Annotated in this window: 24 protein-coding genes, 2 rRNA genes, 1 pseudogene and 1 other annotated feature; all 27 genes and pseudogenes read right to left on the reverse strand. The window is 43.7% G+C overall.

The features are described from left to right. Nucleotides 1-53: 53 nt before the first annotated feature. Nucleotides 54-3,611: a DNA-directed RNA polymerase subunit beta gene (gene rpoB, locus EKQ44_RS20085; RefSeq protein WP_237665312.1), complete on the reverse strand. Its 3,558-nt coding sequence runs from the start codon at nucleotides 3,609-3,611 to the stop codon at nucleotides 54-56. 286 nt (nucleotides 3,612-3,897) lie between these two features. Then, nucleotides 3,898-4,500 (reverse strand): class I SAM-dependent methyltransferase, encoded by a 603-nt coding sequence (locus EKQ44_RS20090; protein ID WP_237665313.1) that lies wholly within the window; start codon nucleotides 4,498-4,500, stop codon nucleotides 3,898-3,900. A gap of 157 nt (nucleotides 4,501-4,657) precedes the next feature. Next, on the reverse strand, nucleotides 4,658-5,020 hold the full coding sequence (gene rplL / locus EKQ44_RS20095) for a 50S ribosomal protein L7/L12 (protein ID WP_060666612.1): 363 nt from the start codon (nucleotides 5,018-5,020) through the stop codon (nucleotides 4,658-4,660). 63 nt (nucleotides 5,021-5,083) lie between these two features. Beyond that, entirely contained in the window at nucleotides 5,084-5,584 is a 501-nt protein-coding gene (rplJ, locus tag EKQ44_RS20100; protein ID WP_237665314.1) for a 50S ribosomal protein L10, read from the reverse strand. Nucleotides 5,585-5,624: 40 nt separating this feature from the next. Continuing rightward, nucleotides 5,625-5,772: a sequence feature (ribosomal protein L10 leader region), on the reverse strand. Between the two features lie 48 nt (nucleotides 5,773-5,820). Further along, entirely contained in the window at nucleotides 5,821-6,525 is a 705-nt protein-coding gene (gene rplA / locus EKQ44_RS20105; RefSeq protein ID WP_237665315.1) for a 50S ribosomal protein L1, read from the reverse strand. Between the two features lie 117 nt (nucleotides 6,526-6,642). Beyond that, nucleotides 6,643-7,068, reverse strand: coding sequence for a 50S ribosomal protein L11 (gene rplK / locus EKQ44_RS20110; RefSeq protein ID WP_148967032.1), 426 nt, complete (start codon nucleotides 7,066-7,068; stop codon nucleotides 6,643-6,645). A 172-nt stretch (nucleotides 7,069-7,240) separates the two neighbouring features. After that, on the reverse strand, nucleotides 7,241-7,774 hold the full coding sequence (gene nusG / locus EKQ44_RS20115; protein WP_060666616.1) for a transcription termination/antitermination protein NusG: 534 nt from the start codon (nucleotides 7,772-7,774) through the stop codon (nucleotides 7,241-7,243). Between the two features lie 426 nt (nucleotides 7,775-8,200). Beyond that, nucleotides 8,201-8,383, reverse strand: coding sequence for a preprotein translocase subunit SecE (gene secE / locus EKQ44_RS20120; protein ID WP_237665316.1), 183 nt, complete (start codon nucleotides 8,381-8,383; stop codon nucleotides 8,201-8,203). A 31-nt stretch (nucleotides 8,384-8,414) separates the two neighbouring features. Beyond that, a complete protein-coding gene (gene rpmG, locus EKQ44_RS20125; protein WP_063558983.1) occupies nucleotides 8,415-8,564 on the reverse strand; it encodes a 50S ribosomal protein L33 in 150 nt (49 codons plus the stop codon). Between the two features lie 119 nt (nucleotides 8,565-8,683). Beyond that, nucleotides 8,684-9,334, reverse strand: a complete 651-nt coding sequence (gene sigH / locus EKQ44_RS20130) for an RNA polymerase sporulation sigma factor SigH (protein ID WP_063558984.1) — start codon at nucleotides 9,332-9,334, stop codon at nucleotides 8,684-8,686. A 68-nt stretch (nucleotides 9,335-9,402) separates the two neighbouring features. Further along, on the reverse strand, nucleotides 9,403-9,912 hold the full coding sequence (locus EKQ44_RS20135; RefSeq protein WP_237665317.1) for an NYN domain-containing protein: 510 nt from the start codon (nucleotides 9,910-9,912) through the stop codon (nucleotides 9,403-9,405). A gap of 6 nt (nucleotides 9,913-9,918) precedes the next feature. Next, on the reverse strand, nucleotides 9,919-10,662 hold the full coding sequence (rlmB, locus tag EKQ44_RS20140; RefSeq protein WP_237665318.1) for a 23S rRNA (guanosine(2251)-2'-O)-methyltransferase RlmB: 744 nt from the start codon (nucleotides 10,660-10,662) through the stop codon (nucleotides 9,919-9,921). Nucleotides 10,663-10,664: 2 nt separating this feature from the next. Then, nucleotides 10,665-11,072, reverse strand: a complete 408-nt coding sequence (locus tag EKQ44_RS20145) for a Mini-ribonuclease 3 (RefSeq protein ID WP_237665319.1) — start codon at nucleotides 11,070-11,072, stop codon at nucleotides 10,665-10,667. A 7-nt stretch (nucleotides 11,073-11,079) separates the two neighbouring features. Then, nucleotides 11,080-12,480, reverse strand: coding sequence for a cysteine--tRNA ligase (cysS, locus tag EKQ44_RS20150; RefSeq protein ID WP_237665320.1), 1,401 nt, complete (start codon nucleotides 12,478-12,480; stop codon nucleotides 11,080-11,082). Further along, a pseudogene (cysE, locus tag EKQ44_RS20155) lies at nucleotides 12,461-13,150 on the reverse strand (serine O-acetyltransferase); the annotation flags it as partial. The pseudogene cysE and the gene cysS, both read right to left, overlap by 20 nt. 631 nt (nucleotides 13,151-13,781) lie before the next feature. Beyond that, a complete protein-coding gene (gltX, locus tag EKQ44_RS20160) occupies nucleotides 13,782-15,233 on the reverse strand; it encodes a glutamate--tRNA ligase (protein WP_237665322.1) in 1,452 nt (483 codons plus the stop codon). A gap of 217 nt (nucleotides 15,234-15,450) precedes the next feature. Beyond that, complete coding sequence (gene ispF / locus EKQ44_RS20165) at nucleotides 15,451-15,927, reverse strand: 2-C-methyl-D-erythritol 2,4-cyclodiphosphate synthase (RefSeq protein ID WP_237665323.1); 477 nt, start codon at nucleotides 15,925-15,927, stop codon at nucleotides 15,451-15,453. Between the two features lie 207 nt (nucleotides 15,928-16,134). Further along, nucleotides 16,135-16,812, reverse strand: a complete 678-nt coding sequence (gene ispD, locus EKQ44_RS20170) for a 2-C-methyl-D-erythritol 4-phosphate cytidylyltransferase (protein ID WP_237665324.1) — start codon at nucleotides 16,810-16,812, stop codon at nucleotides 16,135-16,137. 90 nt (nucleotides 16,813-16,902) lie between these two features. Next, nucleotides 16,903-17,994, reverse strand: a complete 1,092-nt coding sequence (locus EKQ44_RS20175) for a PIN/TRAM domain-containing protein (RefSeq protein WP_237665325.1) — start codon at nucleotides 17,992-17,994, stop codon at nucleotides 16,903-16,905. Nucleotides 17,995-18,110: 116 nt separating this feature from the next. Then, complete coding sequence (disA, locus tag EKQ44_RS20180) at nucleotides 18,111-19,184, reverse strand: DNA integrity scanning diadenylate cyclase DisA (protein ID WP_237665326.1); 1,074 nt, start codon at nucleotides 19,182-19,184, stop codon at nucleotides 18,111-18,113. A gap of 2 nt (nucleotides 19,185-19,186) precedes the next feature. Continuing rightward, nucleotides 19,187-20,563, reverse strand: a complete 1,377-nt coding sequence (radA, locus tag EKQ44_RS20185; RefSeq protein WP_237665327.1) for a DNA repair protein RadA — start codon at nucleotides 20,561-20,563, stop codon at nucleotides 19,187-19,189. Between the two features lie 194 nt (nucleotides 20,564-20,757). Next, nucleotides 20,758-23,196, reverse strand: a complete 2,439-nt coding sequence (gene clpC, locus EKQ44_RS20190; protein ID WP_237665328.1) for an ATP-dependent protease ATP-binding subunit ClpC — start codon at nucleotides 23,194-23,196, stop codon at nucleotides 20,758-20,760. A gap of 22 nt (nucleotides 23,197-23,218) precedes the next feature. Beyond that, nucleotides 23,219-24,283: a protein arginine kinase gene (locus EKQ44_RS20195; protein ID WP_237665329.1), complete on the reverse strand. Its 1,065-nt coding sequence runs from the start codon at nucleotides 24,281-24,283 to the stop codon at nucleotides 23,219-23,221. Beyond that, the gene (locus EKQ44_RS20200) at nucleotides 24,284-24,832 is read right to left on the reverse strand and encodes a UvrB/UvrC motif-containing protein (RefSeq protein ID WP_237665330.1); all 549 of its coding nucleotides are present in this window, start codon (nucleotides 24,830-24,832) and stop codon (nucleotides 24,284-24,286) included. It abuts the gene before it with no gap. An 11-nt stretch (nucleotides 24,833-24,843) separates the two neighbouring features. Beyond that, nucleotides 24,844-25,305 (reverse strand): CtsR family transcriptional regulator, encoded by a 462-nt coding sequence (locus tag EKQ44_RS20205; RefSeq protein ID WP_237665331.1) that lies wholly within the window; start codon nucleotides 25,303-25,305, stop codon nucleotides 24,844-24,846. 929 nt (nucleotides 25,306-26,234) lie between these two features. After that, nucleotides 26,235-26,351: ribosomal RNA gene (gene rrf, locus EKQ44_RS20210) — 5S ribosomal RNA — on the reverse strand. An 84-nt stretch (nucleotides 26,352-26,435) separates the two neighbouring features. Continuing rightward, nucleotides 26,436-26,561 (reverse strand): 23S ribosomal RNA (locus EKQ44_RS20215); the annotation flags it as partial.

Here is a 26,561-nt window from a genome sequence, read left to right on the forward strand (position 1 = left end):
CTTATAATCTACAGGTTCTACCCAAATGCTTATCTTTAAAGTCCTGTTGGCCATCAGTCTTTAGCGACAGTTTCTTTTACTTCTTCTACTTGATCTGAATCAAGGGAAATACCTTCGGAAGATTGCTCTTCGTCATCTTCCAAGTCTCTCATTTCGATCTCTTCTTCATCGCCGGATAGGATCTTAACATCCATACCTAAACTTTGAAGCTCTTTGATTAATACTTTGAAAGATTCAGGTACACCAGGTTCAGGTACATTTTCACCTTTAACGATCGCCTCGTACGTTTTCACACGTCCTACTACGTCATCGGATTTAACTGTAAGGATTTCTTGAAGTGTATATGCGGCACCATAAGCCTCAAGTGCCCAAACTTCCATCTCACCGAAACGCTGTCCACCAAATTGCGCTTTACCGCCAAGTGGTTGCTGTGTAACAAGTGAGTATGGTCCAGTGGAACGTGCGTGCAACTTGTCGTCAACCATGTGCGCCAGTTTGATCATGTACATGATCCCAACAGATACGCGGCTGTCGAAAGGTTCACCTGTTCTACCGTCATACAGTACAGTTTTCGCATCTCTTGCCATGCCAGCCTCTTCCAACGTGCTCCATACGTCTTCTTCACGCGCGCCATCAAATACGGCGGAAGCTACGTGTATACCCAAGGTTCTTGCTGCCATACCCAGGTGAAGCTCCAATACCTGCCCGATGTTCATACGGGACGGAACCCCAAGTGGGTTTAACATGATGTCGATTGGCGTACCGTCTGGAAGATATGGCATATCTTCTTCCGGTAAGATGCGGGAGATAACCCCTTTGTTACCATGTCGTCCGGCCATTTTGTCCCCTTCAGAAATTTTACGCTTCTGAACGATATATGCACGAACTAGTTGGTTAACACCTGGTGGCAACTCGTCTCCGTCTTCACGGTTGAATACTTTAACATCAAGTACGATACCCCCACCACCGTGTGGAACTCGTAGTGATGTATCACGTACTTCTCTCGCTTTTTCACCAAAGATTGCGTGTAATAGGCGTTCTTCTGCAGTAAGTTCCGTAACCCCTTTAGGTGTTACTTTTCCTACTAATAGGTCTCCGTCTTTTACTTCCGCACCGACTCTGATGATTCCACGATCGTCAAGGTTCTTAAGTGCCTCTTCCCCTACGTTCGGGATATCACGTGTGATTTCCTCTGGTCCAAGCTTTGTGTCACGTGCTTCTGATTCATACTCTTCAATATGGATGGAAGTATACACATCGTCTTTTACCAGACGCTCACTCATGATGATGGCATCCTCATAGTTATAACCGTCCCATGTCATGAAGCCGACCATTACGTTACGGCCAAGTGCCAATTCACCTTTTTCCATGGATGGGCCATCTGCAAGGATTTCACCTTTTGTTACAACGTCTCCAACGGAAACGATCGGACGCTGGTTATAACAAGTTCCTTGGTTGGAACGAATGAATTTAAGCATTCTGTACTTATCAAGGTTGCCTTTTACCTGTTGTCCGTCTACTTCTTCCATACGACGCACCCAAACTTCACGGGCTTCTACGCGTTCTACAACACCTGGGTGTTTACAGATCACTGCAGCACCGGAGTCTTTAGCGGAAACGTGCTCCATCCCTGTACCGACAATCGGTGATTCCGGTTGCATCAAAGGTACAGCTTGACGTTGCATGTTCGCTCCCATTAGGGCACGGTTAGAGTCATCGTTTTCCAAGAAAGGAATACATGCTGTCGCAGCGGAAACAACCTGCTTAGGAGATACGTCCATATAGTCGATTCTTTCACTTATAACAACGGTGTTCTCTCCGCGGAAACGGGAAACAACATTCTCATCAAGGAAAGTACCATCTTCCCCAAGGCGTGCGTTCGCTTGGGCTACTACATAATTATCTTCCTCATCTGCTGTCAAGTAATCGATTTGGTCTGTCACTCTACCCGTTTCAGGGTCTACTCTTCTGTAAGGAGTTTCAATGAAACCAAATTTATTCACTTTCGCAAAAGAAGAAAGGGAGTTGATCAGTCCAATGTTCGGCCCCTCAGGAGTCTCGATCGGACACATACGGCCATAGTGGGAGTAGTGAACGTCACGTACTTCAAAGCCAGCACGCTCACGTGTTAAACCACCAGGTCCAAGTGCAGACAATCTACGTTTATGTGTCAATTCAGCTAGTGGATTCGTTTGATCCATGAACTGAGATAATTGAGAGCTTCCGAAGAACTCTTTAATGGATGCGATAACAGGTCTGATATTGATCAGTTGTTGCGGAGTGATCGTGTTGGTGTCCTGGATGGACATTCTCTCACGCACTACACGCTCCATTCTGGATAGACCGATACGGAACTGGTTTTGAAGAAGCTCTCCAACAGAACGTAAACGGCGGTTACCAAGGTGATCGATATCGTCTGTGTCGCCTACACCGTGTAGAAGGTCAAAGAAATAACTGATAGAAGCAATGATATCTGCCGGAGCGATATGCTTCACTTTTTCTTCAATAAAACCGTTGCCTAAAACGACGATTTCTTTTTCCCCTTCTGCATCATTTGGTGCATATATCTTAATAGATTGCATTGGCACTTCATCTTCTACTACCCCACCATGCGGATGGAAGGAAGTAAGACCGATGCCATCTTCAATGTTAGGTAGAATGCGATCTAACGTTCTACGGTCTAACAGCGTACCTTTTTCTACGATGATTTCCCCTGTTTCAGGGTCTACAAGCGTTTCAGCGATACGTTGATTGAAAAGTCTGTTCTTGATATGAAGCTTTTTATTAATCTTGTATCTTCCAACACTTGCTAAATCATAGCGTTTAGGATCGAAAAATCTAGATTCTAATAAACTTTTCGCATTTTCAACCGTAGGTGGCTCCCCAGGGCGTAAACGCTCATATATTTCTAGTAATGCCTTTTCGGTACTTTCTGTGTTATCCTTATCTAAAGTATTGCGCAGGTACTCGTTTTCACCTAGAAGATCAATGATCTCCTGGTCGGAACCGAATCCAAGAGCACGCAAAAGAACCGTTACTGGTAGTTTACGAGTACGATCTATACGAACATATACAACATCTTTAGCGTCAGTCTCGTATTCTAACCATGCACCACGGTTTGGAATAACAGTAGCCGAAAAGCCTTTTTTACCATTTTTATCTACTTTTCCGCTGTAATACACACTTGGAGAACGCACTAACTGAGATACAATAACACGTTCTGCACCATTAATAACGAACGTACCAGTATCCGTCATCAACGGGAAATCACCCATAAATACATCCTGGTCTTTTACTTCACCAGTTTCTTTGTTAATGAGACGAACCTTCACACGTAAAGGAGCTGAGTATGTAACATCTCTTTCCTTTGATTCTTCAACAGAATATTTAGGTTCCCCTAAGCTATAATCGATGAATTCTAAAGATAGATTTCCTGTGAAGTCTTCAATTGGGGAAATGTCATGAAACATTTCTCTCAATCCCTCATCAAGGAACCATTGATAAGAAGATGTTTGAATCTCTATTAGATTTGGTAAATCTAATACTTCACTAATGCGAGCATAACTTCTGCGTTGGCGGTGTCGTCCGTATTGAACTAGTTGACCTGTCAACTGATTCACCCCTCGTATCAAGCGTTATTAAATAGTAGTTTAAATAATATAAACCACTCAAAGCCAAACATAAAAAAACATTCAACATGGAAACGATACAGCTAAAAGAATCCATGTTAAAAATAAAAAATGGTTTCAATACAGAAAACCACATTTCAATCGCTCTATTGATTTTACTATCTTTTCCAAGCATACTAATTTTATACATGAAAAATACATAAAATTATTAGTGCTCAGAAAAATACATATTGGCATTAAACAATGCTACCATAACAAAAAAACCAAGTCAACCCTTTTTTGATTTGATAATAGAGTAACCTTTTTTCTTCGTTACCACTTCCACTTCCTCAAACAAAGACTCCAATTTCTCTATGGCGGAAGGAGCTCCCTGCTTCTTCTGGATCACAACCCACAGTTCTCCCTTTGGAGCCAAGTGCGTCCAAGCTTTTTCCAGAATCTCATGCACCACTTTTTTCCCGGCGCGTATAGGAGGATTGGAAAGTATTGCTGCATAATCAGTAGCTGTTACATTTTCATAGATATTACTAGTGAAAATAGAGACATTTTCCACTTTGTTTTTCACAGCATTCTCTTTTGCAAGCTCGACTGCCCTTTCATTCACATCAATCATATCAACTAGACGATTTGGAAATGTTTTAGCAAGTGACAACCCGATTGGACCATAACCGCATCCCACATCCAGGATTCGCCCTTCCACTTCTGGTTCTTCAAAAGTTTCTATCAAGACTCTTGAACCAAAGTCTACTTCCTTTTTCGAGAAAACCCCGGTGTCTGTTGTGAACGAGAAGGTATACCCTTTTAAATCAAAGTTCCATTGTTGACGGTTACTTTCTACAGAAGGCTTGTTTGTATAATAATGATTCGTCATATTTAGTCTCCTTATCTGAAAAGCCACTACTAGCCTTTCAACAAATCAACTTCATATATTAGCACCCTTGAAAAAAACAGTAAGAAAACGGAGATATCACACCGTTTAAAAAAAGCCCGCTAACACGTAGCGAGCTTTCCTTTTTAAGAGCCTGTAATTACTTAACTTCTACAGAAGCTCCAACTTCTTCAAGTTTAGCTTTGATTTCTTCAGCTTCTTCTTTAGCGATACCTTCTTTAAGAGCTTTAGGAGCGTTGTCTACAACTTCTTTAGCTTCTTTAAGACCAAGGCCAGTGATTTCACGTACTACTTTGATAACCTTGATTTTTTGTCCGCCAGCGTTAGCTAGGATTACGTCGAATTCAGTTTGCTCAGCAGCAGCTTCAGCAGCTCCGCCACCAGCTACAGCTACAGGAGCAGCAGCAGTTACACCAAATTCTTCTTCGATTGCTTTTACTAGGTCGTTTAGTTCTAAAACAGTCATATTCTTAACCGCTTCAATGATTTGTTCGTGTGTCATTGTTAATTTCCTCCTTAGATATTATAAGTTTTTGTTTTTCTTACTTAACTTGCTAGATTGAAATTAAGCGCCTTGCTCTTCTTTTTGATCTGCAACTGCTTTCGTAACAAGAGCCAAGTTGCGGATTGGAGCTTGAAGGACGCTAAGCAACATGGAAAGAAGACCTTCGCGGGATGGAAGTTCAGCAAGAGCTTTCACTTCTTCAACCGTTGCAACATTTCCTTCGATTACGCCAGCTTTGATTTCTAATGCTTCGTGCTTTTTCGCGAAGTCATTAAGGATCTTAGCAGGAGCTACTACATCTTCAGTAGAGAATGCGATAGCGTTAGGTCCTGTTAATGCGTCGTTAAGTCCGTTGATGTCTGCTGCTTCAGCTGCACGGCGAGTTAAAGAGTTTTTGAAAACCTTGAACTCAACACCTGCTTCACGAAGTTGTTTACGAAGTTCTGTTACTTCCGCAACGTTAAGTCCACGGTAGTCAACTACGATAGTAGATACAGAAGCTTTAAACTTGTCAGCGATTTCTCCAACAGCTTGTTTTTTTACTTCAACTGCTTTGCTCATCGTTACACCTCCTAAAAAGTTGGTTACCACTTATACCGACCGGTGTACATAAAGAATGCCTCCACGCAGGTGGAGGCAGAAGTTTTATCGTTAAAAGCACAAGAGGCCTTTGATCGTAAAAATTCACACCTCGGTAGGAAATTAAGCCGATTGGCACCTACTGTCTACGGTACAAACAATATCATTTTATAAACACAACGATTATTATAACCGTGTAGTTAACTTATGTCAATATGTTAGTTTTTGGTAGCTACGAAAGTAGAAGCGTCAACTTTTACTCCAGGTCCCATTGTAGAAGTAACGGCAACGTTCTTCATGAATGTACCTTTTGCAGCAGCCGGTTTAGCTTTTAGTAAAGTCTCATAGATAGTTGAGAAGTTTTCAGCAAGCTTCGTATCTTCGAAAGAGATTTTACCAATTGGAACATGGATGTTACCGGATTTATCAAGGCGGTATTCAACTTTACCAGCTTTGATTTCGTTAACAGCTTTCGTTACATCAAATGTAACTGTTCCAGTTTTAGGGTTTGGCATTAAGCCTTTAGGTCCTAATACGCGTCCTAATTTACCAACTTCACCCATCATGTCTGGTGTAGCAACGATTACGTCAAAATCGAACCAACCTTGGTTGATTTTCGCGATCATGTCAGCATCCCCAACATAGTCAGCTCCAGCAGCTTCTGCTTCTTTCGCTTTTTCGCCTTTAGCGAAAACTAGGACTTTTTGAGTTTTACCAGTTCCATGAGGAAGCACTACTGCTCCACGGATCTGTTGGTCGTTTTTACGAGGGTCAACTCCAAGGCGGAATGCAACTTCCACAGTAGCGTCGAACTTCGCAGTGTTTGTTTTCTTAACTAATTCGATAGCTTCGTTAACAGAGTAAGCCGTTGTACGGTCTACAAGTTTCGCAGCTTCGATGTACTTTTTACCTCTTTTTGCCATTTTAAATGTCCTCCTTATGTGGTTTTAGCGGAATAACCTCCCACGAATAAAGGTTGCGAATTGGCCATAAACCAAAGTCCGCAACCCTGAACAGCAGTTAAATCAAAAGCAATGGGATTAGTCTTCGATAGTGATACCCATGCTACGAGCAGTACCTTCAACCATGCGCATTGCAGCTTCTACGCTTGCAGCGTTTAGATCTGGCATTTTCGTCTCCGCAATTTCGCGTACTTTATCACGCTTAACTGTTGCAACTTTATTACGGTTTGGTTCACCAGAACCAGACTCAATACCAGCTGCTTTTTTAAGTAAAACTGCAGCAGGTGGAGTTTTCGTAATAAATGTAAATGAACGGTCTTCAAAAACCGTGATTTCAACAGGGATAATCAATCCAGCTTGATCTGCTGTACGAGCGTTGAACTCTTTACAGAAACCCATGATGTTAACACCTGCTTGACCTAGTGCTGGTCCAACTGGTGGTGCTGGGTTAGCTTTCGCTGCCGGAATTTGTAGCTTTACCATTTTAATTACTTTTTTAGCCACGAGACACACCTCCTTAAGTCCGTGATGTGGTATCTGGGATTTCTCCCTCCCACTCAACTCATTCTTTATATATGCAATAAAGAATATTTTTTTATTAATAGTCTCTATTTCAGAGACATACTGACCTTTGAAATAATATCATTTTTACGAAACTATTTCAAGTTTTTTTACATTATAATTTTTCAATCTGTGTAAAGTCAAGCTCCACAGGGGTTTCACGGCCAAACATATTCACTAAAACTTTCACTTTATGCTTGTCTTTGTCTAGTTCTACGATATGACCGGTGAAGTTTGCAAAAGGACCTTCTGTCACTTTTACGGATTCTTTCAGATCGAAGTCTACTTCGACTTGCTTCTCCATCATGCCCATTCTCTTCAGGATGAATGCAATTTCATCATCCAATAGAGGTGTTGGCTTGGAACCGGATCCGCTTGATCCTACGAAACCTGTCACTCCTGGTGTGTTACGTACTACATACCAGGAATCGTCTGTCATGACGATTTCGACTAGCACGTAACCTGGGAATACCTTTTTCTTTGTTACTTTCTTTTTGCCGTTTTTGATGTCGGTTTCTTCTTCTTCAGGAACGACGACGCGGAAGATCTTGTCTTGCATCCCCATTGACTCTACTCGTTTTTCTAAGTTCGCTTTTACTTTATTCTCGTATCCGGAATAAGTATGAACGACGTACCAGTTTTTCTCCATTGTTTAGGACTTGTGTCCGTCCCTCCCTTTTCGTAACTTTTTGTTGCTGATAGCAAATCTTATACATATCGTTGATATATGAATATGAATGACAACCAAAATCCTTAATCTTAAGAATCCCAAAACTCCTGTTGATTTCCGTTCCGGGTGTTCGCTTTCCTAGGGGCGCTGCTTGAGCCTCCTCACTCCGCTCGGGGGTCTCAAGCTAACGCTATCTCCCTCAGGAGTCTCACACCCTGCACTTCAATCAACAGGGGCGGCCAATATATCAACAGTGTTTTAAAATCATTGAAACTAGTAAAGAATGCTTGTTTTTTTCCAAATGAAAAAACCCGTTGAACGGGCTTTTTGTCAGAAAGTATTATTTACATTATACCATGATATAACACTACTTATTCAAGAGTAAAAGGAATAAGTTTAGATTACTTATTTAATCACAGTACGCAACAACTCGGAAATACCCATGTCTACAATCCAGAAGAATACTGTAACAAACAATACAGTTGTTACTACTGTGATTGTGTAACGTGTCAATTCCTTGCGTTTTGGCCAGCTTACTTTTTTCATTTCGCGAGCTACATCACGAAAAAAATTAGTCAAACGTCCCATCCATGTAACCTCCAACCCCAGAAATACTGATCTATTTTGTCTCCCGATGAACGGTGTGAGCATTACAAACCTTGCAAAACTTCTTTATCTCTAAACGCTCGCCGCTTTGTGCTTTCCCTTTGACTGTTGAATAGTTTCGGGAAGAACAAGCTGCACAAGCAAGTGCCACCTTACTTTGCATGTGTTACACCACCTGAACTGAACAAAGATGTCCATAAAAATGTAACATAGGTGTAATAATTAGTCAATGTCAAGTAGAACGCTCAAAGCTGTGTTTTATTATGCGTTTCCACTTGTGGATCACAATGTGATTTCCCTAAGCTCCAGATATCGCTCGAGCTTGCGCTTTACCCTTTGCAAGGCGTTATCGATGGATTTCACATGCCGGTTTAAATCTTCTGAAATTTCCTGATAAGAACGTCCATCCAGATAGAGAGCAAGCACCTTTCTTTCCAGGTCGCTTAAAAGCTCGCCCATCTTCACCTCTATATCATCAAATTCTTCTTGATTGATAATCAATTCTTCCGGATCCATCACTTTTGCTCCGGAAATGACATCCATTAATGTGCGATCTGATTCCTCGTCATAAATAGGCTTGTCCAGCGATACATACGAATTCAGTGGAATATGCTTTTGTCTCGTGGCCGTTTTAATCGCAGTGATGATTTGTCTGGTGATGCACAATTCTGCAAATGCTTTGAAAGAAGTTAGCTTGTCCTCTTTAAAGTCACGAATTGCCTTGTAAAGACCAATCATACCTTCTTGCACAATATCTTCGCGATCTGCACCTATGAGAAAATAGGATCTAGCCTTCGCGCGAACGAAGTTTTTATACTTGTTGATTAAATAATCCAGCGCTTCACTGTCACCTAAATGCACAAGTTCTACCATCTGTTCGTCTTCCATAAGCTCTAATGTCCTGTTGGCATTTCTTGGATCGCTCACTATCACACCTATCCCTCCGGCTGAATCAGTAGATAGAAATATTATACAGTAGGCGCAAATTGACCGTCAACCACTCATCGCTGTCCTCGGCGCCATTTTTCGAAAATTGCTGAAATTTCATTGTCTAATTCAATGCGTTTTGAAGGTTTTTCGTTGGTAAATTTTGTTACCCTCTTTTTTATTTTTGCTTCGATTGCCTCTGACTCATTCAGGAGTTCCCTTGCAGATTTCCGCAAAGCCCCTTGTCCAAAAATTGCCCATTGCTCGGTAAAATCGGACGTTGCAACATGAATTTGCGTTCGGATATCACTTAAACTGATGGCCAGTTTTTCGATTCTTTCATCTGCGGTTTCATTTTCACGAGTATAAATGACTTCCACACGATGGTTTTTGTACTTAGTTTCTATCCCCTGGGACATGTGGGCATCAAAGACAACGATCACTTTATAGCCAGTGTAGGCCTGGTATTCTGCCATTCTCGAAATAAGGATATCGCGGGCCATCGCGAGATCCTTATCTTTCAGTACTCTCAGCTCCGGCCACGCTCCAATAATGTTATATCCATCCACCAGTAGAATATCCATTTTCCTTTACTCTCCTGCCGGCATTCTTTTGCGAAAAACCTCATACATTAATAGACTGGCAGCAACAGAAGCGTTCAAAGACGTCACTTTTCCCACCATTGGCAACGATACAAGGAAGTCACATTTTTCCTTTAACAGCCTTGCCATCCCTTTGCCTTCACTGCCGATGATCAGGCCAAGTGGCAGGGAGCCATCCATTTTCGTGTAATCCACTGTTCCTTTAGCATCTGTGCCGAATATCCAGAGTCCTCTTTCCTTCAGCTCGTCCACCGTTCTTGCAAGGTTGGTTACTCGTACAACCGGGATGTGCTCAATCGCCCCGGTGGACGATTTCGCGACAGTCGCAGTCAGCCCTACAGCCCTTCGCTTTGGAATGATGATCCCATGTGCACCCACGGCATCCGCTGTACGCATGATGGAACCAAGATTATGCGGATCTTCTATTTCGTCCAGAATCAAGAAGAAAGGGTCTTCGTTTCTCTCTTCCGCCAATCGATAAAGGTCATCTAGTTCCGCGTAGTCATATGCGGCTACTGAAGCGACAACCCCCTGGTGATTTCCTTCCACCATCTGGTCAATTTTTTTACGAGGGACAAACTGCACCAGAACGTTCGCCTCTTTCGCCATGGCGATCACTTGTTGGATAGAGCCTTTTTGACCACCTTCTGCTATCCAGAGTTTGTTGATTTCACGATTTGATTTAAGTGCCTCAAGCACTGGGTTACGTCCCATAATGAATTCTTTTGTCATCTCTATTCACCTCTCTTGCTGTCTACCAGTTCTATGCAGGTAAACACGATTTCTTCCATTCGTTCTATGTCTTCATGTAAGTATAAATAGCCAATCAGTGCTTCAAATGCGGTGGAATAACGGTATGTTTGAACATCCGTATTCTTTGGTACGGAACCGGATTTGGCATTGCGGCCCCGCCTGATGACACCTTGTTCCTCATCGCTGAAAAATTCCCGATCCATCAGCTGATGAAGCAGATGTGCCTGCGATTTCGCAGACACATAGTTCGTAGCTGCTCGATGCAACTGATTTGGGCGTATTTTCCCAGATTTCAAAAGATGATGGCGAATATACCCTTCATACACCGCATCCCCCATATAGGCGAGCGCCAAACTATTCAATTGCTTTGCATCCACATTGTTGCTCATTACTGGTTTAGCCTCTTTTCCATCTTGTGCCTTGTGCGGTATCTTCGAGGATGATGTTTTTTGCTTTCAGTTCGTCGCGAATCTCGTCAGCTCTTGTGAAGTCTCGGTTTTTTCTGGCATCGATGCGCTGCTGGATCAGGCTTTCGATTTCCTCATCCAAAAGCTCCTCTTCTACTGTAAGGGATACTCCGATAACAGAGAACAATTCTTCAAATTGAGTGATGAATGCTTGTAAGACTTTCTCAGAGGTGTTTTTCCCATTCAAGTAAAGGTTGGCTTGTTTCGCCATGTCAAATAAGATAGAAATGGCATTTGCCGTATGAAAATCATCGTCCATTACTTGGATGAATTCGTTTTTAAACGCTTCTACTTTTTGTAGCCATTCTTTATCATCTGTTGCAAGGTCTGCTGTATTATCCAGACGGTGTTTCAGGTTTGTGTATGCTGTGCGTAAACGGTCCAGACCATTCTTGGTGCTTTGAAGCAGCTCTTCATTGTAGTTGATCGGATGGCGGTAATGAACAGACAGCATGAAGAAACGAAGCAATTGTGGATCATGTTTTTGAATGATGTCATGTACTAAAACAAAGTTCCCAAGTGATTTAGACATTTTTTCGTTATCGATATTAATATACCCATTATGGAGCCAATACTTAGCAAATGTCTTGCCTGTCAGTGCTTCAGATTGAGCGATTTCATTTTCATGATGTGGGAAGGAGAGATCCTGTCCGCCGGCATGGATATCAATGGTGTCGCCAAGGTACTTTCGTGCCATTGCCGAGCACTCGATATGCCAGCCGGGTCTGCCTTTCCCCCACGGACTTTCCCAGTGGATTTCTCCTTCTTTTGCCGCTTTCCACAGTACAAAGTCAAGCGCGTCTTGCTTCTTTTCGCCTACTTCTATGCGTGTTCCAAGCTGAAGGTCTTCAATCGGTTGATGGGAGAGCTTGCCGTACTCTTTGAACTCGCGGGTTCTGTAATACACATCTCCACCAGACTCATAGGCAAATCCTTTTTCAATCAGCGCTTCAATGAATTCTATGATGATATCCATATTTTCTGTGACTCTCGGATGGACGGTTGCCTTTTTGCAACCTAGCGCAGATACATCCTCATGGTAAGCCGCGATGAATCGATCCGCAATTGTCGGTACATCTTCTCCCAACTCATTGGCTGCCTTGATCAGCTTGTCATCCACATCTGTGAAATTGGATATATAGTTGACTTCATAGCCGCGATATTCAAGGTATCTTCTTACCGTATCAAATACAATCGGCGGTCTGGCATTCCCGATATGGATATAGTTATAGACGGTTGGTCCGCAAACATACATCTTGACCTTGCCCTCTTCAAGTGGGACGAATTTTTCCTTTTGACGTGTCAGTGTATTATAAAGATGAATGGTCATCTATTTTCTTCCTCTCTTTTAAAAGTATCAGTTCGTTTTGCAGGTGGGCGATTTGTTTCTCCAATTCCACAAATCTGTCTCCGGTCGGATCTGGCATTTCATGATGGTTCAGATCCCTTTTTACTTTTACCCCATCCTGGATCACAATTTTCCCCGGTATCCCCACCACGGTGGAGTTGGCTGGTACATCCTTCAGTACAACAGATCCCGCTCCTACCTTGGAGTTCTCGCCTATCGTGATGGAACCCAACACCTTTGCTCCGGTTGCAATCAGGGCGTGATCTTGTATGGTTGGATGCCGTTTACCTTTTTCTTTCCCTGTTCCGCCGAGCGTCACTCCTTGGAAGACAGTAACATTATTCCCAATTTCACAGGTTTCACCAATGACAACACCCATTCCGTGATCGATGAAAAATCTTCGGCCAATTTTTGCGCCCGGATGGATTTCAATCCCTGTGAAGAAACGGCTTATCTGGGAGATGACCCTGGCGATGAAGAACATTTTACGCTTAAAAAAGGCGTGAGCCAATCTGTGGGCCCATACGGCATGCAGACCTGAATATGTCAGGATCACTTCCAAATGATTTCTTGCAGCCGGATCTTGTTCAAATACGACTTCAATATCTTCCTTCAATGTGCGAAACATGTAGTGATCCTCCTTTCGTTTTGCGTTTGTTAATTTAACTCCCTGTTTCCTTTCGTTCTGGGAGTTCGCTTATCCAGTGGGCGGTGCTTGAACCTCCTTCAGGGGTCTCAAGTCTACCGCTACCTCCCGCCGGAGTCTCACTCCCTGCTCTTCAGTCAACAGGGGGGACAGGTTATACTATTAAGCCACCATTCCTTATTGCCCTCTGTAATGTATCCCATAAATAAAGGCTCTGTTAAAGTATATTATTTAATTTTTGTATCAACAGCGATGTTTAACAGAGCCAAAATAAAAACGCCTCGGTGTCAATGACACAGAGACGCTTTTGGCGCGGTTCCACTCTGTTTGGATGGTGACTGCCTTTTGGAAAGGGTCACATCCCTACTTAAGCCTCGTAACGGGAGGTAGCCGCTATTACTTACTCGGCATTGGTGCCTTTTAGCAACAGACTCGGAGGTGCATTTCAGAAAAGTCATCACGTGAATCGCTTGCAGCCGGTGGCGATTCTCTCTGGGAAGGATGTACCTTTCTTACTCTCCTCTTCTACATTCATGCTCAGGCTGCCTGAAAACCAAGCAATCCGAGTTATTTTTTAACGTTCATTATTATCATTATAAAAAGGTTAGTTCTATCATATTACGTTTTACTGAAAATGTTAACCGATTAGCTTTGATAATCTTGCTAAAACCGTATCTTTTCCTAAAAGGTGGATGGTTTGTGGTAGATCTCGACCATGGGTTTGGCCTGTTGTTGCCACACGGATCGGCATGAACAGCTTTTTCCCTTTATGTCCGGTCGCTTTTTGGACGGCCTTGGTTGCGGCCTTTATGTTGTCCACGGAGAAATCCTCCATGGTTTCAATTTCTTTATGGAAAGCTTCCATCACTTCTGGCACCTGCTCTTCTGCCAAGACAGCTTTTGCTTCTTCATCATACTCAATATGCGTTTTGAAGAACATTTCCGTCAGTTCGACGATTTCCGCCCCAAAGCTCATCTGCTCTTGGTAAAGGCCGATCAGTTCTTTCGCCCATGCTTGTTGTTCTTCTGTCATGGATTCTTCCAGTCGTCCCGCTTTGATAAGATGTGGCAAGGACAGTTCGACAAGTTGGTCCAGATCTATCGTTTTGATGTACTGGTTATTCATCCATGTTAATTTGTTTGTATCAAATACGGCAGGTGATTTGGATAAACGCGCCGTATCAAAGATCTCGATGAATTGATCCTTAGAGAAGACTTCCTCTTCCCCGACAGGAGACCAGCCAAGCAAGGCAATGAAGTTGAATAAGGCTTCCGGCAAGTAGCCAAGCTCTTCATATTGCTCAATAAACTGGATGATGGACTCATCACGTTTACTTAACTTCTTGCGACTCTCATTCACGATCAATGTCATATGTCCGAATGTCGGAACTTCCCAGCCCAACGCTTCAAAGATCATGATTTGTTTTGGCGTGTTGGAAATATGGTCATCCCCGCGTAGCACGTGGGAGATCTTCATCAAATGGTCATCTACCGCTACGGCAAAGTTATATGTCGGTGTTCCATCCTTCTTCACAATGACAAAGTCCCCAATGCCATCTGATTCAAAGGACACATCCCCTTTTACCATGTCATTAAATTTGATTTCTTTTCCCTTTGGCACGCGGAAGCGGATGCTTGGCTCTCTTCCTTCCGCTTCAAAGGCATGTCGCTCTTCTTCAGTTAAGTTACTATGCTTGCCGGAGTAACTAGGGTTCTCTCCACGGGCGATTTGTTCTTCGCGCTCTGCTTCAAGCTCCTCTTCCGTACAATAGCATTTATACGCAAGGTCTTTTTCTAAAAGTTCATTATTAAATTTGGTATAGATGTCATTACGTTCTGATTGACGGTATGGCCCATACTCGCCACCTACATCCACGCTTTCATCCCAGTCCATACCGAGCCACTTCAAATATTTCAACTGGCTCTCTTCTCCACCGGCAATGTTTCGTTTTTTGTCTGTATCTTCAATACGGATGATGAATTTCCCGTTCTGGCTGCGTGCAAACAGGTAGTTGAATAGTGCGGTTCTGGCATTTCCTATATGTAAGTGCCCTGTTGGACTTGGGGCGTATCGTACACGGACTGTCATGTTTTGTTACCTCCATTTTCCGTCGGCTTTCGGGCCCGGACGGTTTTTAAAACTAAGCATTATTTTAACATAAAATTGTGTGAGACGTAGCTATTTCTTTGTGTAGTTTTCTATATAACGCCGCTGCTGATTTCCGCACTGGGTTTCGCTTTCCGCGGGGCGCCGGAGTCTTCACCCTGTGCTCCAATCAGCAGCTAGAGATCAAGTTTTTCAAAAACTATCTCTTTATCAATAGGACGGCTGCTTGGGCGGCGATTCCCTCTTCTCTGCCTGTGAAGCCGAGTTTTTCGGTGGTGGTCGCTTTTACGTTGACTTGATCCACGTCGGCTTCTAAAAGTTCGGCAATCCTTTTACGCATCGGTTCGATATGGGGAGCCATCTTTGGTTTTTGCGCAATGATAGTACAATCCACATTCCCAAGTGTGTATCCTTTTTCTTTTACTATTGCCCATACCTGTTCCATTAAAACAGCGGAATCGGCATTTTTGAATGCAGGATCTGTGTCGGGGAAGTGTTTCCCGATATCCCCTTCTCCTATAGCGCCTAAGCAGGCGTCGGAAATTGTATGTAATAGTACATCTGCATCAGAATGTCCAAGCAGTCCCTTGTCATAAGGGATGGTGATTCCTCCGATAATTAACGGTCTATTTTCTGCAAACTGATGTACATCAAAACCTTGTCCAATTCGAAACATGGTGCACCTCTCCATTTATATGTATTTAGTCTGATTAACTCCTGCAGATTTCCATTCCAGGTGTTCGCTTTCCGCGGGGCGATGCTTGAGCCTCCTCACAACGCTCGGGGGTCTCAACCTACCGCTACCTCCCTCCGGAGTCTCACACCTTGCACTCCAATCTACAGGGGTTTACGGTTTGATATAATCTGATACATTTTCATAATATTATTTTTGTAAAAAAGCTTTTGCAAGGATTAGGTCTTCAGGTGTGGTCAGTTTAAAGTTTTCGTATTCGCCTTGTACTATGTGTACCGGCACATTGATACGTTCTACAAGACTTGCTTCGTCGGTTCCTAAGTAGTTCTCTGTTTTTGCCTTATCATGCGCCTCTTTAAGGATGCCATAACGAAAAGCTTGTGGTGTTTGAATAGACCATAAGCTTGACCGCTCCACTGTTTGTTCCACCACTCCCGCCTTGCTGACACGTTTAATTGTATCTTTAACAGGAACCCCTACAATCGCAGCACCTTCTTTGGACGCTTTTTCCACTAAGCTGTGAATGACTTCCTGAGATATAAAAGGCCTTGCCCCATCATGGACAAGCACTATCTCTGCCGATTGAATGGAGTGAAGCCCATTATACACGCTATCCTGCCGCTCTTCTCCACCAATGATCATTTCTTTTACTTTTAGCATTGGATATTGGGTAAGAAGTTCTTTGAATATATCTTTTTCTCTTTCATTGATGACTAGTTTGATTTCACTGCACCAAGGATCTGCTTCAAAGACGGAAAGGGTATGGTTGATGACCGGTTTCCCCTCAAGCTCGATAAACTGCTTGTTTTTTCCTGCTTTCATCCGCTTTCCCTGTCCTGCTGCCAATACGATTACTTGGTAATTCATTATATACTCTCCCGTGGGTGTTGTTTTTTTCACAAAATAACTTATACCCTCTAAGCATAGCTTAAGAGGGTAAGGGTGACTACTATTTACTTATAAGGCTGCACGTTCCAGTTGTTTGGGCTTGGCAAAAATCATTCGTCCCGCAGAAGTCTGCAAGACACTTGTAACAAGTACTTGTATATGTTTGCCGATGTAATCTCGCCCTTCTTCTACGACGATCATCGTACCGTCATCAAGGTATGCAACGCCTTGGTTATGCTCTTTTCCATCCTTGATGACTTGGACGGTCAGCTCTTCACCCGGAAGGACGACCGGCTTGACCGCATTGGCGAGATCGTTGATGTTCAAGACTTCTACACTTTGAAGCTCGCAGACTTTATTCAAATTGAAGTCATTGGTCACAACCACACCGGAAGTCAATTTGGCCAATTTAACAAGTTTACTGTCCACTTCTTGAATATCTTCAAAATTGCCTTCATAAATTTCTACTTTTATGGCTAATTCCTTTTGGATTCTGTTCAAAATATCCAATCCGCGTCGGCCGCGATTTCGTTTCAGTACGTCAGATGAATCGGCTATATGCTGCAGCTCTTCCAAGACAAACCTCGGAATGACAATCGTCCCTTCCAAGAAGCCAGTTTGGCAGATATCCGCCACTCTTCCATCAATGATCACACTGGTATCCAATATTTTCAACTTTTTAGAAGATAGGTCTAAATCGTCTTCCTCCACCGCTTTCTTCTTGCCGAATTTAGATGAGATTGAGAACAGGTTCACTAGCTCATCCCGTTTCTTAAAGCCTACCTGGAATCCGAGATATCCTAATAGAATGGTAATGAAAATAGGGAAGATGGCACTGACAAATGGAATTCTCTCAAGGGGGATGACCGCTAAATAGGCGACAATCAACCCGAAAATGAGTCCCAGGCTACCGAATAACACATCTGTTACCGGTGCTTTCACCAATGATTCCTCTATCCACTTAATGAACCCGACTACATAATCCACTAACCAAAAAGTAAGGATGAAAAATATAATTGCTCCTAAGATCGCAACAGTATAAGGCTTCGTAAGAAAAGGAATATCTCCTACATTTAAGAGGGAAAACAGCTCGGGGATAAAGAATATTCCCAATGTCCCACCAAGAATTAGAAAGAATACTTGAACCATACGCCTTAACATTGCCTCACCTCCCTTTATTCATTATAAACAGTTTCCATTAAATAAAACGTCGAAAAAGCTTTTAATTTACATTTGTTAGGATTTTGTCACATTCAAGATTCCCGATGCTCCCCGTCCTACATTTGACGGTCGATAAGAAGCTGATCCTGTATCCGCTTCAGCCCCTCTTTTATCTTTCTTGCCCGGACTTCGCCGATCCCATCGACATCATCAAGTTCTTCCACTGTCGCGACGATGATATGCTTCAGGTTTTGAAAACGGCAGACAAGGTTTTCTATGACAAGCGGGGGAAGTCTAGGAATCTTATGCAGGACTCTGTACCCTCTTGGAAGGACGATTTCATCTGGATTCATAAAACCAGAGTATCCTAGCATTTTTAAAATGACGGCATCATCCAATAGGTCCGTATTGGCCAATTCCTGTAACCTTCTTAAGATCATGAATGCATCCATGTCTTTATCCACGCAATAATCCTTGATAAGAAGGATTGCCTCTTCTTCAATATGAGCAAGAAGTTCTGTCATTTGGAGGCGAATGAGTCTCCCTTCCGTGCCAAGCTCATTGATATAGCTTAGAATCTCATTTTTGATACGAAGTACCATTTCAATCCGGTGGATAACCTGTAAGAGTTCCGATAAGGATACTTGTTCCTCAAATTCCAAGGCACCAAGGTTGGTGATCCCTTGGTCCAGCACGGATTTATATTTTTCAAGTGTCTGGATTGCCTGATTGGCTTTGGTGAAAATAACTCCGATATCCCTTAACGCATAGCGGAAATCCCCTTTATATAAGGTGATGACATTACGCCTCTGGGAGATGGCGATGACAAGACAGCCGGTCTGCTTGGCCACACGTTCCGCGGTACGGTGCCTCATACCGGTTTCAGTGGATATGATGGTGGAGTTGGGTGTCAATTGGGCGTTGGCATATAGTATTTTTGTGCCTTTTTCATTAAGTATGATGGCACCGTCCATTTTGGCCAATTCATATACATAGGCAGGACTGAAGGGGCAGTTGATGGAAAAGCCTCCGTCCACCATTTCTTTCACTTTATCATTGAAACCCACTACAACCAGTCCACCTGTCTGGGAGCGGAGGATGTTGTTGATCCCCTCCCTGATGGGTGTCCCTGGTGCTATAAACTGTAACGTATCTGCCATGATTTTTTCTTTCTGCCGTTGTTCTTCCATCTCTATCCCCCTAGAGTATATTGAAGAGCCTGCTCGATGGTGTTAACACCGATGACATTAACCTCTTTTGGAACAGTCCATCCCCCAAGGTTCTTCGCTGGGATGATCACCCGCTTGAATCCAAGTTTAGCTGCTTCTTGAACGCGTTGTTCAATTCGGGAAACCCGTCTGATCTCACCTGTCAACCCTACTTCGCCAATTACCACATCCGTCGGTTCTGACGTTTGGTTTCGGAAGCTGGAGGCGATGCTCACCGCTACTGCCAAATCGATTGCCGGTTCGTCGAGTTTAACCCCTCCAGCAACCTTCAGGTAAGCGTCCTGATTTTGTAACAGAAGGCCCACCCTCTTTTCTAGTACCGCCATGATAAGGGATACCCTGTTGTGATCAATACCCGTTGCCATCCTACGAGGATTACCGTAGCCTGTCGGTGAAATGAGTGCTTGAATTTCCACCAATACCGGGCGTGTCCCTTCCATGGATGCCACCACAGTAGAGCCCGCAGCCCCTTTTGAGCGCTCTTCTAAAAAAATTTCAGAAGGGTTCTTCACTTCCGTCAGTCCCTCTTCTTTCATTTCAAAAATACCTATTTCGTTGGTGGAGCCGAATCTATTTTTTACAGACCGCAATATGCGATATGTATGGTGCCGTTCTCCTTCAAAATATAGCACAGTATCTACCATGTGCTCCAATAATCGTGGGCCGGCGATGGATCCTTCCTTGGTCACGTGTCCTACGATGAACACAGCGATGTTCTTCGTTTTCGCAATACGCATCAACTCCGCGGTACACTCCCTGACCTGAGATACACTACCAGGCGCTGAGGTGACTGCTGGATGATAGACGGTCTGGATAGAATCGACAACAAGCAGGGTAGGCTGAATGTCATCGACCGCTTTTGCCACCAGTTCAAAATCCGTTTCGGATAATACAAACAGCTCTTCAGCCTGCACGCCTAGGCGATCTGCACGCAGCTTCGTCTGTTGAACAGACTCTTCTCCGGATATGTACAGGACACGGTGTTTCTTCATTGCCAACTGAGAGCACACCTGAAGCAATAAAGTTGATTTCCCGATCCCCGGGTCTCCTCCGATAAGAACAAGCGAGCCTTGGACCAATCCGCCTCCGAGCACCCTGTTGCACTCCTCCATATCGGTGTAGATCCTTGACTGCTTTATATTTTCCACTTTAGTAATCGATTCCGCTTTTCTTGCCAATGTGGAGGAAGATGTCGTAAAGCCTCCGCGCCTTGGAGTCCTTGATTCCTCGAGCTCCTCGACCATCGTATTCCATGCATGGCATCCCGGGCATTTCCCCATCCACTTAGGAGACTCATACCCGCATTCTTTACACATAAACTTTGTCTTACGCTTTGCCATCCAAAAATCCTTTCTATGTTAACAATAATCTTTATGAAAAGAGCATAATAAAAATACCATTGTTTTCCTTCTTTTATGATACCTTATTACACATTATTTACGCTAATTTAAACCATTGGAAAATACAAGAAAGGAGGAAAGCTCCAATTAAAGAGCTGCCCTCCACTTCTATTCTCAACCATCGACTATCAAGCTTATTTTACTTTTTCCACATCACGAACAACAAATTCTCCGTCTACTACATCCAAGGAAATTTTCTTCCCTTTCTCAATATTGCCTCTTAGCAGTTCTTCAGAAAGTTTATCCTCCACATGCTTCTGGATGGCACGACGCAACGGTCTTGCACCATACTCTGGATCGTACCCTTCTTCGGAAATCTTTTCTTTTGCTGCATCTGTCAGTTCCAGATCGATATCCTGTTCTTTCAGGCGCTTCGTCAGCTGCTCGGATAGCAATGTAACGATCTCTTTCAAGTGTGTTTTCTCCAAGGAGTGGAAGACGATCATTTCATCGACACGATTCAGGAATTCCGGACGGAACGCTTTTTTCAGCTCATCCATCACTTTCCCTTTCATGTCCTTATAGTTCTGGTTCTCATCTTGTACGTTAAACCCTACATACTTGTTACGCTTCAAGGCATCCGCCCCTACGTTGGAGGTCATGATGACAAGTGTGTTCCGGAAGTCGACTGTACGACCCTTCGAATCTGTCAGACGGCCATCCTCTAATACTTGTAATAGGATATTAAACACATCAGGATGTGCTTTTTCAATTTCATCTAATAGGATGACAGAGTACGGCTTACGGCGTACCTTCTCCGTCAACTGGCCACCTTCATCATATCCTACATATCCTGGAGGGGAACCTACAAGACGGGAAGTCGAATGCTTCTCCATGTACTCGGACATATCGATACGGATCATCGCATCCTCGTCACCAAAGATGGATTCTGCCAAGGCTCTCGCAAGTTCGGTTTTCCCGACCCCTGTCGGTCCAAGGAAAATGAAGGAACCGATCGGGCGTTTTGGATCTTTCAATCCTGCACGTGCACGGCGAACGGCTTTGGATACCGCCTTGACCGCCTCATCCTGTCCGATGACACGGGAGTGCAATAAAGATTCCATGTTCAACAGTTTATCGGTTTCCGTTTGCGCAAGCTTCGATACTGGAATTCCGGTCCAGCTAGATACAACCATCGCAATATCCTCCACTGTCACCTCGGAATTCTCCTGCCCCTGCTTTTCTTTCCATGTTTTCTTCGTTTCTTCCAATTGTTCACGAAGTCGTTGCTCTGTATCTCTTAAAGATGCAGCCTTTTCAAACTCCTGGCTCTGTACAGCCGCATCCTTTTCGTTACGGACAGACTCAAGCTTTACCTCTAACTCTTTTAAGTTTGGAGGTGTCGTAAAGGAACGAAGTCGTACTTTTGATCCGGCTTCATCAATCAGGTCGATCGCTTTATCCGGAAGGAAGCGGTCACTGATGTAACGATCGGAAAGTTTAACCGCCTGCTCGATCGCTTCATCGGTAATGGATACGCGATGATGAGCTTCATAACGGTCACGAAGACCTGTCAGAATCTGAATGGATTCCGCCGTTGTCGGCTCATCCACCTGGATCGGCTGGAAGCGGCGCTCTAGTGCTGCGTCCTTTTCAATATATTTACGGTACTCATCCAATGTCGTCGCACCGATACATTGCAGTTCCCCACGAGCCAAGGATGGCTTCAGGATATTGGATGCATCGATCGCTCCTTCTGCTCCACCCGCACCGATCAACGTGTGCAGCTCGTCAATGAACAAGATGATATTGCCCGCTTGGCGAATCTCATCCATCACTTTCTTTAAACGGTCCTCAAACTCCCCGCGGTATTTCGTCCCAGCTACCACTGTCCCCATATCCAAGGTCATAACCCGCTTGTCACGGAGGATTTCCGGTACTTCATTGTTCACAATTTGCTGTGCAAGGCCTTCTGCGATAGCGGTTTTCCCTACGCCAGGCTCCCCGATCAGCACTGGGTTATTTTTTGTTCTACGGCTCAGCACTTCAATGACACGCTGGATTTCCTTGCTTCGTCCGATTACAGGATCCAAGCTTCCTTCGCGAGCAACTGCTGTCAGGTCCCTTGCAAGACTATCGAGCGTAGGCGTATTAACATTGGCAGATGCTCCGCCTTGATGCCCTCCTGAAGATTCATTGCTTCCAAGCAGCTGTAACACTTGTTGGCGCGCTTTGTTCAAGCTTACACCCAAGTTGTTCAGAACACGTGCCGCCACGCCTTCCCCCTCGCGGATAAGACCAAGCAAGACATGCTCCGTTCCCACATAGGAGTGTCCCAGTTTACGTGCTTCGTCCATGGAAAGCTCAATCACTTTCTTTGCTCTTGGAGTGTAGTGAGGAATGGACTGTCCACTGTCCTGCCCTCTGCCGATCAGGTTCTCCACTTCCTTCTGGATCTTCTCAGGTCCCAGACCAAGGGCGATCAGTGCTTTTGCGGCAATGCCCTCCCCTTCTCTGACCAATCCAAGCAGGATATGCTCCGTTCCGATATTATTATGGCTTAGGCGCAATGCCTCTTCTTGTGCTAATGCTAATACTTTTTGTGCTCTTTCCGTAAATCGACCAAACATCATATCCAATCGCCTCCCGAATAATTTATCTCTTTAATCGCATTCTTTCCCGAATCAAGCTCGCTCTGCGAACATCTCTTTCATTTGGCTTTAATGGTCCCCCCGCATACTGCTGGAGGAACCCTGGTTGGGTCAATATCATTAATTCATTTAAAATAGATCTGGAAATGTCGGTGATATATCCTAAATCTATACCGAGCCGGACATTGGACAAACATTTTGCCGCCTCTTTCGTTTCCATGACCCGGCTATGCGCCAGCAACCCGTATGAGCGAAAAACCCTATCTTCTAATTGTATGTTCGAAGTTTTAACTAATGCTTCTCGGGCCGAGCGCTCCTGCGTAATTAGTTGCTGCACGACACTCATAAGGTCTTGGACAATATCCTCTTCCGACTTTCCTAGTGTCATCTGGTTGGAAATCTGAAAGATGTTCCCTAAAGCTTCGCTGCCTTCCCCGTAAATTCCTCTAACAACCAATCCCAATTGATTGATTGCCGGAACAATCCGGTTCATCTGCTGGGTCAGCACCAACGCTGGAAGATGCATCATGACGGAAGCCCGTAGCCCCGTACCAACATTTGTGGGGCAGCTTGTTAAGTATCCTCGTTTTTCATCAAACGCATAATCAATCTTCTCTTCTATCCAGTCATCCAATGAATTGGCCACCTGCAATGCCTCATTCAGCTGCAGTCCGGGAAACAAACATTGAATCCTTATATGGTCCTCCTCATTTATCATAATGCTCACTTCTTCATTAGGTGATAACAAACATGCACCAAATGCCGAATCCTCTGCCAGTTGTGGACTGATAAGGTGCTTTTCTACCAGCACCCGCTTCTCAAGCGCATTTAATTCCTCCATAACAAGGAACTCCAGTTCTCCAAGATCCTGAAACGCTTTTTCCCCAAAATGCTGCTTCATCACATCGACAATCTTCTGCGCTTCCTCATTGCTCGCCACTGTGGGAAACTGCATATTTTCCAGATTCCTCGCCAACCTCACCCGGCTGCTCAAGACGATATCTGAGTCTGGTCCCTCTTGTTTCATCCAAGAACTCACCGCATTATTTAAAAAGTGTTCAAGAGACATCTACTGCTCCCCCTCTCTTTTTTCACTCAGTTGCCTTTCCAACTCTCTGATTCTATCTCTAGTATTCGCCGCGCTTTCAAATTCTTCCTGTTTGATAAGCTCCTGTAATTCCTCTTTCAGGGAATCAATCTCTTTTCGCACATGCAAGCTGCCACCGATTCTTTTCGGGATCTTCCCGGCGTGCACGGTATTTCCGCTATGCAACCTTTTTAATATAGGCTGCATCTTTTCGGAAAACGTATGATAACATTCAGAACAACCAAACCGGCCAATCTTCGTGAACTGTGGAAAGGTCATCTTACATCGCTCACACTGTAACACTTTCTTAGGCTCAATCTCCTCTTGTTTCGGATTAGGAATCGCCTGTTCCGTATTCAACAGCCCGGCAATTAAATTATTGATGGAAAAACCGGAGCCGCCAGTAAACATCGACATGCTGCCCTTTTCCTGTGCACACTGCTCACATATGTGTATTTCAGATTTTTCCCCATTGATGATTTTCGTAAAATGAAGAGCGGCTGGACGCTCATGACATTCCTGACATACCATTTATATCCCCCCTACCGATACTTCAGAGTGGTCAGCATTGCGGTCAACATCCTCGCCCGCAATTCATCTCTTTCAGGCAACCCCAAATACAAAACGGATCGATCCATCACACTTACCATTATCTTCGCTTCCCGAGCGGAAATCACCTTCTCCTCCACCAGACGATAGATAACATCTTCCGCACTTGCCTGTGAAACTCTCACATCTATTAACTCCATGATCTGGTCGATTAGTTGCAAATGATCATGCGGCTTGATCTTGATAATACGGATATAACCACCGCCACCACGCTTGCTTTCCACCAAATATCCCCGCTCAATTGTAAATCTCGTATTTATCACATAATTGATCTGAGAAGGCACACATTCAAACTTATCAGCAATCTCACTTCTTTTTATCTCCGCAGAATTCTCCCTGCTCCCCTCCAACACTTGTTTCAAGTATTGTTCAATGACATCAGATATGTTTCTCATGCTATCCTCCTATCTGACCTTGACTATCTTTGACTATATGTAAAATATATAAGACCTTGAAAAAAATTTCAATAGATAACCTTTCGCTAAAAACTGTCATGCTTTACGTTTCATAGTGTTGATTCGTCTATATATGTAGGAAATAGAAGTAGAAGAAGCAGTAGCGGGAGAACTCCGGAATTACCCTGCAAAAAGCTTCCTCCCAAACAGAATTCCACTTTTGTGATATCTCTAAACGTCAATTGGTCAAAATTGTTCAAAAGAAATGGAAGAGAGGGGGGATTGGTTGGGATGGGGGGGCTAGATTGCCTTTATAGTCTCGATGATGATGATGATGACAATCTCAACGGGAGATTTGCTTTGAGATTGTCATTATGGCCTTGATAATGACAATCTCAACGGGAAATTTACTTCGAGATTGTCTTTATAGCCTTGATAATGACAATCTCAACGGGAAATTTACTTCGAGATTGTCTTTATAGCCTTGATGATGACAATCTCGAAGGGAAATTTACTTTGAGATTGTCTTTATAGCCTTGATAATGACAATCTCAACGGGAAATTTACCTCCAGATTGTCTTTATAGCCTTGATGATGACAATCTCGAAGGGAAATTTACTTCGAGATTGTCTTTATAGCCTTGATAATGACAATCTCAACGGGAAATTTGCCACCATATTGTCTTTATAGCTCTGATGTTGGTCTTAATCACTCTAAATCTTTGCTTTCGATCAAGCCAGCTTTGATTTTATTTTTATCCGCGAAGTTTTGGATTTATCCGCGAAGTTTTCGTTTTATCCGCGATGTCGGATAATATAACGGGCATTCGACATAAACAAACAAAAACAGCACCAACCATCCACCACCAAAACCCAAAACAACACAAAAAAACCAGCGCCTAAATTAATAAGCACTGGTTTCTTCCATTTGCCTGGCAACGTCCTACTCTCACAGGGGGAGATCCCCCAACTACCATCGGCGCTGAAGAGCTTAACTTCCGTGTTCGGTATGGGAACGGGTGTGGCCTCTTCGCCATCATTACCAGACATATTCAGTTGAAGGTTGATCCTTCAAAACTAGATAATGTGTTCATATCAAGAATTCCTACCGTTCATACATTTACTTATTGTTGGGTTAAGTCCTCGATCGATTAGTATTCGTCAGCTCCACATGTCGCCATGCTTCCACCTCGAACCTATCTACCTGATCATCTTTCAGGGATCTTACTTACCGAAGTAAAAGGAAATCTCATCTTG

It is taken from the genome of Sutcliffiella horikoshii (genome assembly GCF_021991925.1).
Taxonomy (GTDB): domain Bacteria; phylum Bacillota; class Bacilli; order Bacillales; family Bacillaceae_I; genus Sutcliffiella_A; species Sutcliffiella_A horikoshii_F.